This is a genomic window from Myxococcales bacterium, assembly GCA_012517325.1.
Classification (GTDB): domain Bacteria; phylum Lernaellota; class Lernaellaia; order Lernaellales; family Lernaellaceae; genus JAAYVF01.
In genome coordinates, this window is record JAAYVF010000124.1 from 1 (window position 1) to 14,335 (window position 14,335).

Here is a 14,335-nt window from a genome sequence, read left to right on the forward strand (position 1 = left end):
ATACGCGGAATACAGGGACGGCGCCTGGCATGAGGAACTGGTCGACGTCCCGGAACACACGACTCCACTAAAATATATTCTGGATTACGACTCGCAAAATCGTCCCGGCGTGGCCGTGCACACCAACGAGGGCGCCATCGACTTCTATTGGCGAAACAAATAAGCGATACGAATTTTCTCCTCTTTACGAAAGCGATGAGCAATGGATCACTGGTCAGTGATTTCTTTGCTTGACCCTGTTTCATGGGATTTATTTCCCTCATTCCCAGCCCTTCTTTCACGAAGCAAAGAATGGAGGCATATTCATCGGAAAGCATTTCACCTGTTTGCCAACCCGCGAAGCCGACAATGAGTTATCGGCGCTATTAAAAAACGGAGGCGGGGTCGCCCCCGCCTCCGAAGTGTTGCGGAATTTTTTCCGACTACTTCGAGCAGCCCGCCGGTTCCGGATTGGTGGGATACTCCGACTCGTGGAAGTAGATGTTGATGTAGGTCAGCGTGTCGGCGAACACGGCCGGCACCGGTTCTTCTTCCTCGTCACCATCGACGTTGGCCGTAAAGGTGTAGGAACCCGGATCCACCAGCAGGGACAGGAAATAGCCGTCGTTCGGGTTGGTGCTGGTGCGGCTGGTGGACGGCATGCCGGTGTCGTCCATGTAATAAACGGTGTCGCCGCCGCTGCTTTCGACCTCGGCGCAACCGATATCTTCCATCAGGTTGCTGGTTTCCCACCATTTAACGCCGCCGACCACCGCGCCCTTGGTGTCATCGGGGGTCAGGCCGAGCAGCACGAAGATGCCCGTCCGGGTCAGATTGCTGACCACGTTAAAATACCAGCTGATGTCGGTATCGTAGTTGAAGAAGTAGGAATCGACGTAACCGGTCTTGGTGAACTTGACCGAGAACTTGTCGCCTTTGTCCTCGCTGTTGAAAAGGCAATAGCCGTTGGCATCGGAAGTGGTGGTAACGGCCGGATCGAAGGGTTCGCCGTCGTCGTTCTGGACCAACTCACAGGTCGCGCCGACAATCGGATCGCTGGTAAGAAAATCGACCAGGCGGATGCTGATCGGTTCCGTGGTCGGGGTCTCGTCGTCGTTGTCGTCGTTGTCGTCGTTATCGTCGTTGTCGTCGTTGTCGTCGTTGTCGTCATTGTCGTCGTTGTCATCGTTATCGTCGTTGTCGTCGTCGTCGCCGGTATCGTCATCCACCGTGTCATTGTCGTTATCGTCGTCGTCATCGTCGCCGGAAGAACAACCGAACGTCCAGGCGGCGGCCAGCAATCCCACGAGCAAGGCCAACCACGACCAATGGTTGAGCTTCTTCATCTTTTCCTCCTCATAAAATATATTTCTCGAAAAATGAACGATTTTTCAGACCGGGCGAGCACAGAATCCAGTTCGATTCCGTCCTTCGGTTCGATTCGATTTTTGCACCCTGCACCAGCCCAATGGCGACTCAATCTTTAGCAAGATAATCGCTAATCGTCAAATATTTATTTACCCAACCTTTTCAATGCTTTAGGCGTTGTCAAATTCGGCCGGCGCCGGCAGATGGATCAGAATTTCTCGGGGGCGCGTAGCGCTTTGCCGGTTCGGCGGTCCTTGGCTTGCCGCATTTGCCGGATCAGCATCTTCAACGCAATGAAACCTTTCAGGAAGTAGCGCGGGTTGTTTTTCAACGTCAATCGGAAAAGATTCCAAATCACTCCCGGCCGCGAGTAAAAAGTTCGAAAAGCCTTGGCGCAGGCTTGTTCGATTTGCTCTTCGGTCAGCGCGGTGACTTTCCCGTCCGGGTATTCTTCGGCGATTCTGGTCTTCGGAATGATATAAAGCGGATGAAAATCGGCCAGATTCGGCCTGTGCCGCAAGACGAAATCCAGGTTGGCCGCCATCGTTTGGTGTGTTTCGCCTGGTAAACCGTAAATATAGGTGACAATTGTCAAAATGCCGTTTTGACGGCAAATGGCCAGCGCGTCGGCCAGCATTTCGGGTTCCTTGGGTTGACGATGAATGTTGACCAGGATGTCCGGTGACGCCGATTGAGCGCCGTAGGAGATCACCCGGCAACCGGCCTTGGCCATCAACGAAAGAATTTCGGCGCGCTGCGAGCCGAATGAGGAGGGGTGCAAGATGCATCCCCAGAGGTTCGACCATTTTTTCGCCGCCAGTTTTTCGCAAAATTCGCGCACCCAACCGATATTGGGCCCAAAGGTGTCGTCCAGAAAGCTGAAGTAGGTGTCCGGCCATTCCTGACGGGCGGCGGTCATTTCCGCGAGCACGTTGTCGACCGAACGCCAGCGGACGCGCTTGCCCCAGACCAGATGCGAACTGCAAAAAGTGCAATCGAACGGACAACCGCGCGAAGCAATGATCGCGGTATAGATCCCTTTTTGCAGCGGGTTCATCGGTTCGCCGTAATACCGCGCCAGTTGCGGAATACGATGGGGAAAAGGCAGTTGGTCCAAATCCTCGATGGGCGGCGCGGGCGGCGTGACGATCACCTCGCCGTTTTGATCGCGGAAACAGAGGCCGGCCAGATCGCCGAGCGGTTTGCCCCGGTGCAGGGCTTCGATCAATTCGATCAGCCGGCCTTCCGCTTCGCCGATCAGCACCGCGTCGGCCCCGGCCTCGACATAAGGCCGCGGCTCGATGGCGCCCGGTCCGCCGATCATGACCTTCGCGGCGGTCTGGGCTTTGATTTTCTGGATCAACCGGCAGACGCCATAGCGGGTCAGGACATTGGCGTGGATGCCGACGATCTCAAATCCCTGTTTCTCGATTTCCGTCAATACGTCGTGATGATTTTTTTCCTCGATGACCTGATCGATGAAACCAAAGCCATAACCGTGGCGTTTGAGAATCGCCATGACGTATTGCAGACCGGAGGAAGGCCGGTGAAGGTCGTCGCCGGTGCGAATGCGCTCCCAATTCGAATCGATGTTGGGATAAAAAAGCAAAACGCGAGGCGTACGCTCCCCCGCGGTTTCGGCCGACGATTTCACCATGCCTGCGGATGCTCCTGGATTTTTTCGGTTTCGCCGTCCGGCGCGGCGAACCTCCCGATCGGATCATCATAGCGGCGATTTCAAAATTTTCAATTTCGTCACCGATGCCGTTCAATCTTCGACCGTTTTTTGACGATCATTGATTTATCCGGCGCGATGAAGCAAACTTCGCGCCAGTACCGGCCGGCCGTCGCACCGGGAAAACCGCGGGGCAGGTCCGCGGTCCGACGGCCCGGCGATTTGAAAAAGGGCAAAGTATGCGGCGCGTATTGCTGGCTTTGATCGCCTGTTGTTGCCTGTTGCCGGCCGCTTTCGTCCGGGCCGCCGATGACGACCTGGCCGCGGTCGAGCGGGCAATCGCCGAAAAAAAATTATCGTGGCAGGCCGGGCCGGCTTACCTGGATCCGAAAGATTTCCAGGCGCGGCTCGGCATCAACGGCCTGCTGAATGAAGACCCGCCGGCGCCGTTGCCGATCCCGCCGGTCGATCTGCCCGAACAATTCGACTGGCGGAACGCAAACGGCGTGACGGACGTGCGCAACCAGGGTCCCTGCGGCTCGTGCTGGGCCTTCGCTTCCATCGCCGCGTTGGAATCCGCGGCGGTCATCCAGGGCGGCCTGCCGAACACCATCGATTATTCCGAGCAATATCTGGTCAGCGATTGCTATCCGCAATACGGCTGCGGCGGTTCGTATTCGATCTGGCAGCCGATCGTCTTTCTGGTCACCAACGGCACCGTGGACGAGGAATGCATGCCTTATCAGGCACAGGACGGGCCGTGCGATCTCTGCCCCGACGCCGACCAACACCTGGTCGGCCTGGCCGACCGCGGCGCCGTGGAGCGCGAAGTGGACGCCTTGAAACAGGCCGTGTATCAGCGGGGGCCGGTCGCGGTGACGATGAACGTCTACGAGGATTTCAACTACTACACCTCGGGCGTCTATGCCTACGCCGAAGGCGCCTACCTGGGCGGCCACGCCGTGTTGGTCGTGGGGTATGACGACAACGAGGAATGCTTCGTGGTGAAAAATTCCTGGGGGCCGGGGTGGGGCGAGGACGGCTTTTTCCGCATCTCGTACGGCGAGGTCCACGGGCGTACCCGGTTCGGATCCGAGGCGGAATACGTGTTTTTCGATACCGGCAGCTATCCCGCCGGTATGACGCCGGCCATCGATAACTTTCGCCTGCTCGACAAAGAGGGGCAACCGTTTGCCGCTCCCTATCAGGTGACGCGCGATCAGAGCATCACGATGCTGTTCACCTTTGATTACACGGACGTCGACGGCAACCTCGAAGCGGGCGTGCTGTATGCGACCCTCGACGGAGCGGTCTACCAACTGGGCCCCCTGTGGAATATGGAAAAGACGGGAACGCTGGGCTTCGCTTTTGGCATGCTGATGACTGACGGCGCGCATTCCGGCTCGTTCTACGTCGAGGATACCGCCGGCAACCGGAGCAACCAGCTGCCGTTCGCCTTCGAGGTCGTCCAGGCGGAAGAGTCCGACGACGATACCGCTGACGATGACGCGACCGACGACGATACCGTCGGCGGAACCGACGACGACGCATCCGACGACGATACCGGCGGTGCGGACGACGATCAGCTCGGCGACACGCCGACCCCGGAACCGGACGAATCCGACGGCGACGATGACGACGACGATCATGGCTGCGCCTAGGCGGTCGCTTTCGATTACTATCCAAACCAGGGGCGTGATGAAGCGGTTCAAGCCGATCATCGGGCTATTGCTTGGCCTGGCGTTCGCCGGGGCGATCATCGGTTCCTGCGCTGAAGAAGAATCGTCGGACGACGAATCCGCCGCGCCGGCCGGCGGCGATGACCCCGGATCAGGTCCGGGGCAGGTTCAAGATGATGACGATTCGGCCACCGGCGGCGGCGAATGGTGGCGCCGGGCGGTGTTTCTGGAAGTGTTCGTCCGCAGCTATTACGATTCGAACGGCGACGGCATCGGCGATCTGCCGGGCCTGACCGAAAAACTGCCCTATTTGAGCGACCTGGGCATCGGCGCACTCTGGCTGATGCCGATTTATCCGACGCGCTTCGAGGATTCCGGCTACGACGTCGCCGACTACACGGACATCAATCCGGAATACGGCACCCTGGACGATTTCGAGGCGCTTCTCGCCGCCGCCCACGCCCGCGGCATCCGGATCTTTCTCGACGGCGTTTTCAATCATACGTCGGTCGCGCACGCCTGGTTTCAGGAATCGCGGCAAAGCCGCGACAATCCCAAGGCCGATTGGTACCTCTGGGCTGACGAGCCGCCCTTCGATTGCGTCGATCCGCTGGCGTCGGCCACCGAGGGCGAACGTTGGACTTTCGACGAGGCGCGCGGCCAGTATTACTACCATCACTTCCGCGAGGGGATGCCCGACCTCAACTACTTCAATCCCGACGTGCGCCGGGCGGTTCTCGATGTGATGCGCTTCTGGCTCGACCTGGGCGTCGACGGCTTCCGCCTCGATACGGCCCACCTCTATTACGAGGACGAGGATTATTGCGAACACCATCCGCTGACCCGCGAATTTCATCGCGCGATGCGGGCGTTGCTCGACGAGTACGACGATCGCGCCCTGGTCGGCGAACTGGTCGGCCCGCCCGCGCTGGCGGCTTCGTACTTCGGCGACGGGACCGACGGGCTGCACATGGTGTTCAACTTTTTTCTCGATTATGCCTTTTTCGCCACCGACTATCTGCACGCCCCCGAATTGGTGAACCTGGTGTTGAACGCGGAAAACGCCGCGGCGCCGCCGGGCGCCCAATGGGCCAACTTCACCGCCAATCACGATTTCTACCGGGATTATGATTTGCTGTTGCGCGACGAGAGGCGGCTGAAACTGAGTTCGACGCTGCAACTGACCTTGCCCGGCACGCCGTTTTTGTACTACGGCCAGGAAATCGGCATGGGCAACGGCTGGCAGCAGCCGATCGATTACCGCGACAGCGCCCGGACGCCGATGCATTGGACCGGCGGGCGTTACGCGGGGTTTTCGACGGTCACGCCCTGGCTGGCGCTGGCGCCGAATTACCGCACCCATAACGTCGCCGTCGAGCGCGACGATCCCCGCTCGCTGCTGAGCCATTACCGGCGCTTGCTTCGCCTGCGCAATTCGTCGCCGGCCTTGAAGGCCGGCGAAATGGCAACGGTCGCCACCGCCGATCCCGCCGTTTACGGGTACTTCCGCACGGCCGGGGCGGAGACGATTCTGGTGCTGTTCAATTTCGCCGGCGAGCCGCGTTCGGCGACGGTTTGGCTGGGCGGCACCCCTTGGGAAGGCGGCGCCGGCGTCGTGCGCGATCTCTACACCGAAGAAAATCCGTCACCGCTCGTCGCGGGAACCGCCGAATATTCCGTCGTTCTGCCGGCTTACGGTTTCGCGCTGCTGCGCCTGGAGGCGGATTGAGCCGACGGCGACGGGGGATTTTTCCACACCGCCCGCCATGCTATCCTCTCCATCTCTTGCACGGTAACGGACAATCGCGAAAGGGACCGACCATGAATAATCTGGCCAAATACCTGCTCGTGTTGTTGGTTTTGCTAGCCGGCGGCCTGGTACTGGCGGGCTGCGGCAACGGCGACGACGATGACGATTCCGGCGGCCTGCCGGCCGACGATGACGACAACGACGATTTCACCCCCGGGGACGATGACGACGACGATAACGATAACGACAACGACGACAACGACACCGGCGATGACGATGACGACAACGACGACGATGACAACGACGACAACGACGACAACGACGACGACACCACGCCGCCGCTGCCGACGGTCTTCGTGACGATTCCCAACGGCGTTTTCACCATGGGCAGCCCGGCCGGCGAAGCGGGACGGCGCGATGATGAGACGCAGCACCAGGTCACGCTGACCAACGACTTCGAAATCTCGGCCGTCGAGATCGACCAGGAGCAATTCCTCGCCGTGATGGGCTTCAATCCCAGTCACTTCCCGTATTTCGGCGAGGATACGTTGCGGCCGGTGGATTCGGTGAGCTGGTTTGATGCGCTGGCCTATACCATCAAACTGTCGGAAGCCAAGGCCTACGCGCCGTGCTACGTCCTTTCCGACATCGTTTGCGAGGACGAGCAACCGGGCGACACCACCGATTACTGCAAGGACCACGGCGGCATCGACAGCGCCACGGTCGCCTTGAACGGCGTCGCGTCCGTTTACGAATGCGAGGGTTACCGCCTGCCCACCGAATCCGAATGGGAGTACGCGGCCCGCGCCGGCGCGACCACGGCGTTTTACAACGGCGGCATCACCCAAAAAGGGTGCACCCCGCGCGATACCAACCTCGACGCCATCGCTTGGTATTGCGGCAACTCGCACGACACGACCTACCGCGGCGGCCAGAAGGAACCCAACGATTTCGGCGTCTACGACATGCTCGGCAACGTCTGGGAATGGACGTGGGATTGGTACAACCAGGCGTATCCCGGCACGGTCACCGACCCGGAAAGCCCGGCCGACGGCTATTTCAAGGTCGTGCGCGGCGGCGCCTGCCGCTTTGCCGGCGCGGTTTATAACCGGCTGGCCCGGCGCGTCGCGCAGACCCCCGGCTGGCGCGATTTCTACATCGGCTTCCGCGTCGTGCGCACGCTGCCGGAATCCGGCGCGAAGCCGTTCGTCGCCACGGCGCCGATCGTCGACCAGGTCGATCAGGTCCCGGCGGATTACCCCGATGAGCTACCCTTCGAGTTCACCCGCCCAAGCGTCGGCGGCCCGATGACCCAGGAGGAGATCGACGCCTTCACCGCGAAAATCACGGGATTTCTAAAGAACAGCAATTACCTGCATTGGCTGCAATGGGTAAGCCACGGCATGGCGCCCGAGAATCCCGGCGGCTTGCCGGATTACAAGCTCTTCTACGGCGACATCAGCCTCACCAAGGCCAGCGGCGTGTTGACCTTCACCCACACCGGTTTCGACGACAACCTGACGATTCCGACTTCCAAGCTGTACAACAACGTCATGGCCTATTACCTGACAACGGGTGACGCGGAAGCCGGCCGGCTGGTGAAGGAATACGCCAAGGGTTACGTGGCGCTCTTCCACGGCATGCAATGGGCCGAGGAGGAATACGAGCCCGAACACCGCATCCTGGCGCGCGCCATCTTCACGCAGAATCACGACTTCACCGAGGAAGGCGGCCGGCTGGGGCACGTCGATTACGATCCGGTCAAGCATTACTCCTACGACTGGAACGCGCACACCATTCCCAATCCGAACAACCCCTATTGGGGCGATATCTGGGTTCGCAACATGCGCAGCAAGGACGACGTGCCGCACATTTACCGCGTCGTGCCGATGCTGATGCGCGTGGTGGAGGACGGCGCCGACGCCGACGTGCGCGAGGCGGCCGCCGAGGCGCTGACCTATCTGCAGGATTTCGCGCGCGACGTGGTGGACACCGGCTGGTTCATCCGCACCAAGGAAGACGGCGATCAATGGGTGCCGCGCGACGAGAACGGCTACGTGGTCGATCTGGCCAGCTACGTGCAATTCACCAAGATCGTCGCGAACGCCGAATGCAGCGGCCGGCTGTCGTCGGCCCTCATCGGTTACGGCGACCCGCTGGACGTCGATTGCGGCAACGGCATCGGCTGGCTCTACGAGATCGTGGCGACCTACGGCCACTATTACAACTACGCCATCGTCCGCTATTTCCACGTGGCGACAATCACCAACGCCCTGATGGTCGGCGCCAACGATACGGCGTATGCGAACCTCGAGGGCCTCGCCGAACGCGTCGATTACATGCTGTATACCGATCCGATGCGCGCCCAACACACCGAGTGGGACGCCGACGGGGCGGCCTTCATCATGGCTTCGGCCACCGCCGGCCTGCCCCTGACCAACGCCGAGGCGCGGCTTGTGGCCGACGAATACGGCAAGGCCGCCGATCATTACAGCACCTGGGGTTATTGGGATCCGTGGGATGCGTCGGTGCCTGACGGTTCGGTGCCGTTCACGCCCAGCCGCGACGCGGTCGCCGGTCCGGTGGTCTCGTGGGACGACATGCTGTTCGTCCTGGAGTATTGCTACTCGCCGTTCCTGAACCCGGCCACCGCGCCGTTGGTCAACTGCGACATCGTCCGCGACCCCGACCTCTGGGGCACGACGCCGTAAGCCGACCGGCGGTCAGCGGTTTTGCGCCGCTAAAAAGGCGGCCAGCGCCTGGCGTTGGCCGGCGCTGAGGCTGCCGAAAAAGACGACTTTCGCCTCGATCATCACGGCTTGGGAATTCGGGTTCCGGCCGCGGTACGACTGGCGCAACCGCTCGCCGAGCGCGGCGAAATCGGGCGCCGCTTCTTTCGATTCGTTTTCGAAGGCCAACTGGACCTGGCGATGCAAGCGGTAAAGCGCCAATGCGGCGGCGGTGTCAGCGGCCCGTTGCGCGCGCAATTCGCGTTGGAGATGTTCGGTGTCGACCGCCAGCATGTATTTCAGGGCGCCGAGCTGGTCGTCGTCGAGCTTCAGGGCGTCGCCCAGATAGGTCAGGTCGGTTCCCATTAATTCAAGGATGGCGAAAGGGGGCGCCGCCAGCGAGTCGGCGGCGTCGTCGTCACCGCCGTACAGCAGCGGGCTAGCGCCGCAGAGAAGAAACATCAGGATCACGACCAGCCATTGTTTTTTTCCGGTGAAGCCCATGTTCACCTCCGCTTACTCCAGAGATCCTCGATTTCAAACTACCGCTAATGGGCGGCGATCTCCGTCGCGTTTGTGTCTTAAACGGTATCCGACGGTATCCGTCTCGCGGCGTGAAAAAAGCCGGGACCCGCCGGACCCCGGCCATCGACGGGCTAAATCTCGATCGACAGGTTTTGTTTTTCCTGTTCGGCCGTCGACGTCAGATACGCATTCAAGGATTCCAACAGGTTCTTGGTGGCGGTGGTGGTCGCCGTCGTCGATTCGGTGCTGGAAGTCGAGTCCTCCTCGTCCTCTTCCTCACTGAGCGTTTCCGCCAGCAACTGGGCCAGACTCACCTTGTTGAGCTCGGTGTTGGAGCCGATGCCCGCCAGGTTGTTGGCCTGGGCTTTCATGTTTTCCTCGAACTTCTTGTACTGGGTCTCGTGCTCGTCCTTGGTGATGACCCCGTCGCCGTTGGAATCGACCTCGGAAAACAGGTCATCAATGTCGGGCGCTTCGCCGTTGGGTCCCGCCGGCGCGTCGGCCATGAAGTCTTCCAGTTCGCTTTTCGTGACCTGACCGTCGCCGTCGGCATCCATCTTGTTCCACATTTCGTCCGAACTCATTTTCGGCGGACGACTCATGGCCCCCACGGACATCTGGCCGGTGACCCCGGAAATTGACGATACCATCCTCTGCCTCCTTTCGTTGGATGAAATGGCGGGAGCCGGAAAAGGTGAAACCAAACTACCTTGGAGGAATCGATTCTCGGACGCTTTTCACTCCGATCCGGCCCCTGTTCATGATCAAACATCGGTAGTTTGATCGATTTTCTCCGTTGTGAATGTGTATCTCTTTGTGGGGCTTCGGCATTTCGGCCGGGATACAGAGCGACACAAAGAGAAACGCAAAGCTAACTGACGTAATCGGTCGCTCACGTCATTGTTTTCCCGAGCGAAGGCAACGTCCGGGCCGCCGGCGTCCCGGGGGCTCCCCAACCCCACAAACCGGCGGACCGTGCCGTTGCACAGGCGAGCGGCGGCAGGCATTGGAAAGCCGCCGCCGATTTGAGACAATCAATTGCCGCCACCGGCGTCGAGACGAAATCGACGCGGCGCGGCCATCGACGGAGACGCTGTTGATGGAGAGTCTGGAAAAAAACCGGTTGTTGCTGATCGAGGATGACAACAAGCTGGCCCAGGTCGTGCGCGAATACCTCGAAACAAACGGTTTCCGGGTACAAATCGAAGGACGAGGCGACCGGGCCGTTCAACGGATCATCGACGAAAATCCCGATTTGGTGATTTTGGACATCATGCTGCCGGGCAAGGACGGCTTGACCGTCTGTCGCGAAGTGCGGCCGCATTACCATGGGCCGGTGCTCATGTTGACCGCGCGCGGCGAGGAAACCGACGAGATCGTCGGGCTGGAAGTCGGCGCCGACGATTACATGGCCAAGCCGGTCCGGCCGCGGCTGCTGCTCTCCCGCCTGCAGGCCCTCTTGCGGCGCGCCGCCGCGACGCCGATCACGTCGACCGATCCCGCCGCCGTTTTCGGCGAGGTATCGATGATTCCCCAGCGGATTGAGATCGGCACCCTGATCGTCGACGCCGGCAACCGGGTGGTCCACCACCACGGCGAGCCGGTCGAGATGACCACTTCCGAATTCGATTTGTTGTGGCTGCTCGCCCGGCACGCCGGGCAGATACTGACGCGCGAACATATTTATACGCGCCTGCGCGGCATCGACTACGACGGGCTGGACCGGTCGATCGATCTGCGCATCGCCCGGTTGCGGAAAAAGCTCGGTGACGACGGCAAGCTGCCGCAGCTCATCAAATCGGTGCGCGGCGTCGGCTACCTGTTGGTGAAGGATCCATGAGACGGCTCTTCCTGCAAATTTCGCTCGGCATTCTGTTTACGCTGGCCGTTTCCTTTTTTCTTTCCTCGCTGATCGTCAAGTCCCGCATCGATCGCGATTTTCACCGCGGCCTGCCTCCCGGTTCCGCCGATACCTATCTTTTCGGCCTGCTGGCCGCCGACCTGGAGAAGCTGGGACCGGAAGAACAGCGCGCGGCGGTGCGGAATTTCCAATCGCGGTTTCCGTTTCCCATTCAATTGCTGGAGAATACCTCTAGCCTGGAACCCGAGCTCCGGAATCGCCTGGCGCAAGGCTTCCCCGAAGGCGGCCACTCGGATCGCGGCCCGCTGATGTATCTGCCCTTGCGCAACAGCCCGCAGGTGCTGGCTGTCGGACCGATAATGCGGCACGGGCCGGTGCCGTTCAGTCACCTGTGGATGTCGCTGCTCAGCACCTTGCCGATCGTGATCCTGGTCGGATTCGTGCTGGCGTATCCGGTCGTCCGCCGGCTGAAAATCCTGGAGGTCGCGGCGGCACGGATCGGCGAGGGCGATTTGTCGGCGCGCGCTCATATGGCTTCGTCCGACGCGATCGGCAGCCTGGCCGCGCGTTTCAATTGGATGGCCGAACGACTGCAGAGCCTGCTGGAAGGCCAGCGCCACCTCTTGCAGGCGGTATCGCACGAATTGCGCACGCCGATCTCGCGGATCGGCTTTCAACTGGAAATCCTTTCCCAGGCGACCGACGAGGAAATCCGCGCGGTCCGCGTCGCGGCGATCGAGGCGGAACTAGACGAACTGGCGAAACTCGTCGACGAATTGTTGCTGTTCAGCCGGCTGGATCGCGAAAAACCGGGTTTGGATCGCAAGCCGATCGTCGTCGGCGATGTCGTCAGCCAGGTGGTCAACCAACTCACCAAGGTGCCGACGCATCCGACCGTCAACATCGTCCGCAACCACGAGCAAGCCGCCATCGCCGCCGTCAACGAGCGCTATTTCCGGCGGGCGTTGCAAAACGTCATCGGCAATGCGATTCGCTACGCCGACAAACAGGTGATCGTCACGATCCGGCGCAATGATACCCTATTAAGTATTGAAGTCAGCGATGACGGTCCGGGCGTCCCGGAATTTGAGCGGAGACGAATCTTCGAGCCGTTCACCCGCCTGGACAACAGCCGCAGCCGCGATTCCGGCGGCGTCGGTCTGGGTCTGGCGATCGTCAAGCGGATCATGGAAGGCTGCGGCGGCGCCGTCGAGGTCGGCGAGGCGGAAATCGGCGGCGCGAAATTCATTTTGACCTGGCCGGTTAGCTGAAAAATATAAGCAAATCAATAAATTCCCCCATTTTGTTACAATCGGTTACTCGCGGGTACTAAATCCCAATAGAAAAAATATGACCGGCTTCTAGTATGCCTCTCGTGATCGGTTACAGGAGGCATGACGCCAGATGAATTGTCAAAAATTATTCACCTCCCTGGTTTTTGCCCTGGGATTGATCGCCTCGGCCGCCGTCGCCGGCGCCGCCGAATTGACCTTGAATGAGGCGATTCAGACTGCTTTGCGGCGGAATCCCACCGTCCAGGCGGCGCAACTTCAGGCGACCGCGGGCGCCTGGTCGGTCGGCGAGGCGGCGGCCGGCTGGTTGCCGCGGTTGTCGTTCGATTCGAGTTGGTCGCGGCCCGACGACCAAACTTATGACGATGCCGATCAGCAGTACCAAGCTGCGAAACGCGCGGGCTCGGAAACCGAACGCACACTCTGGCGCGACAACTATTCCAGTTCGCTGGTCGCTTCTCAACCGATCTTCAACGGCGGCGCCGAATATTGCGGCTTGCGCATCGCGCTGAGCCAGCGCGAGGCGGCCCGTTTTGCCGCGGCCGATGCGCGATTGCAGGCGATCCGCGATGTCACCGTGGCCTTTTTCGGTGTTCAGCAGACGGAGGCTTTGTGGAAGGCCGCCAAGGAGACCCTGGCTTGGGCGAAGGAATCGTTGGCGTTGTACCGAAAAAGGTTCGAACTGGGACAATCCGCGTCGCCCGAGGTGCTGCGCTGGGAAGCCGAGGAGGCCCAGGCGGAGAGCGATCTGGCCGTGGCGGAAAACGACTATCGGCAGGCGCTGATGGATCTGGCGCAGGCGATCGGGTTGCCGCCGTCCGAGGCGGTCGTCCTGCCGCCGGCCGAGGAGCGGATCGACGCGAAGTCCTGGCAACGATCGGCCGAGATTCTGGCCGCCGCGGAACCGGCCACGGCCGCTTGGGATCGGCACCCGTTGCGGCGGCAGCAGCAAGAGACGACGAAACAGGCGGAAATCCAGCATTGGCAGGGAATCGGCTCGTTTCTGCCGTCGGTGAACGCGACTTTCCAATACAACTGGGCGACCAACGACACCCTGGCGCTCGACGACCGCACTTCGTGGACGGCGGGGGTCGGCGTGGAGATCCCGCTCTTCCAGGGGCTCAAGGCCCTTAGCGGCGAACGGAAAACCGCCGCTGAATTGCAGGCCCGGCGGTGGACGGAAAACGCGGAGCGTTGGGCGTTTCAACGACGTGGGCAGGCGGCGTTTCTGCAGTTGAAGTCCGCGCGGTTGCGGATCGTGGCTTCCGAACGGGCACGCGAACAGGCGAAGGCCAATCAGGATCTCGTCCGTCAGCGGTTGCAGGTCGGGCTGGACGCCAATCTCCAACTGTTGGATGCGCAAAAAGCCTACCGGACCGCCCAGGCCGGTCTGATTCAGGCGGTCGGCGATTTTCAGATCGCGCTGGCCGAATGGGATTACGTAACCGCGGTGGCGTCCGGCGACTGACGGCCGGCT

Annotated in this window: 11 protein-coding genes; 7 read left to right on the top strand and 4 right to left on the bottom strand. The window is 60.8% G+C overall.

Going from position 1 to position 14,335, the window contains the following annotated elements; translation table 11 throughout:
* A partial coding sequence (locus GX444_20270) for a hypothetical protein (GenBank protein ID NLH50919.1) occupies nucleotides 1-163 on the top strand: 163 nt, incomplete at its 5' end.
* A 259-nt stretch (nucleotides 164-422) separates the two neighbouring features.
* Here GX444_20270 and GX444_20275 read toward each other — a convergent pair.
* Both GX444_20275 and GX444_20280 read right to left on the bottom strand, forming a co-directional pair.
* Nucleotides 423-1,325, bottom strand: a complete 903-nt coding sequence (locus GX444_20275; protein NLH50920.1) for a hypothetical protein — start codon at nucleotides 1,323-1,325, stop codon at nucleotides 423-425.
* Between the two features lie 230 nt (nucleotides 1,326-1,555).
* Nucleotides 1,556-3,004 (bottom strand): radical SAM protein, encoded by a 1,449-nt coding sequence (locus GX444_20280; GenBank protein ID NLH50921.1) that lies wholly within the window; start codon nucleotides 3,002-3,004, stop codon nucleotides 1,556-1,558.
* 257 nt (nucleotides 3,005-3,261) lie between these two features.
* Between GX444_20280 and GX444_20285 the strand changes: the two genes are divergently transcribed.
* From GX444_20285 to GX444_20295, 3 genes are all read left to right on the top strand, one after another.
* Nucleotides 3,262-4,683 carry a hypothetical protein gene (locus tag GX444_20285; protein ID NLH50922.1) on the top strand — a complete coding sequence of 474 codons (1,422 nt, stop codon included), beginning with the start codon at nucleotides 3,262-3,264 and terminating at the stop codon, nucleotides 4,681-4,683.
* Between the two features lie 37 nt (nucleotides 4,684-4,720).
* Nucleotides 4,721-6,430, top strand: a complete 1,710-nt coding sequence (locus tag GX444_20290) for a DUF3459 domain-containing protein (GenBank protein ID NLH50923.1) — start codon at nucleotides 4,721-4,723, stop codon at nucleotides 6,428-6,430.
* A 92-nt stretch (nucleotides 6,431-6,522) separates the two neighbouring features.
* Nucleotides 6,523-9,162: a formylglycine-generating enzyme family protein gene (locus tag GX444_20295; GenBank protein ID NLH50924.1), complete on the top strand. Its 2,640-nt coding sequence runs from the start codon at nucleotides 6,523-6,525 to the stop codon at nucleotides 9,160-9,162.
* 12 nt (nucleotides 9,163-9,174) lie between these two features.
* Here GX444_20295 and GX444_20300 read toward each other — a convergent pair whose 3' ends face one another.
* Both GX444_20300 and GX444_20305 read right to left on the bottom strand, forming a co-directional pair.
* Nucleotides 9,175-9,684: a hypothetical protein gene (locus tag GX444_20300; GenBank protein NLH50925.1), complete on the bottom strand. Its 510-nt coding sequence runs from the start codon at nucleotides 9,682-9,684 to the stop codon at nucleotides 9,175-9,177.
* A 152-nt stretch (nucleotides 9,685-9,836) separates the two neighbouring features.
* Nucleotides 9,837-10,355: an EF-hand domain-containing protein gene (locus tag GX444_20305; GenBank protein ID NLH50926.1), complete on the bottom strand. Its 519-nt coding sequence runs from the start codon at nucleotides 10,353-10,355 to the stop codon at nucleotides 9,837-9,839.
* Nucleotides 10,356-10,804: 449 nt separating this feature from the next.
* Here GX444_20305 and GX444_20310 point away from each other — a divergent pair, with 449 nt between their 5' ends.
* The 3 genes from GX444_20310 to GX444_20320 all read left to right on the top strand — a co-directional run bounded on the left by GX444_20310 (nucleotide 10,805) and on the right by GX444_20320 (nucleotide 14,326).
* Nucleotides 10,805-11,545, top strand: coding sequence for a response regulator (locus GX444_20310; protein ID NLH50927.1), 741 nt, complete (start codon nucleotides 10,805-10,807; stop codon nucleotides 11,543-11,545).
* Nucleotides 11,542-12,837, top strand: a complete 1,296-nt coding sequence (locus GX444_20315) for a HAMP domain-containing protein (GenBank protein ID NLH50928.1) — start codon at nucleotides 11,542-11,544, stop codon at nucleotides 12,835-12,837. Before GX444_20310 ends, GX444_20315 begins: the two co-directional genes overlap by 4 nt.
* Before the next feature lie 133 nt (nucleotides 12,838-12,970).
* Complete coding sequence (locus tag GX444_20320) at nucleotides 12,971-14,326, top strand: TolC family protein (protein ID NLH50929.1); 1,356 nt, start codon at nucleotides 12,971-12,973, stop codon at nucleotides 14,324-14,326.
* Nucleotides 14,327-14,335 lie beyond the last annotated feature (9 nt).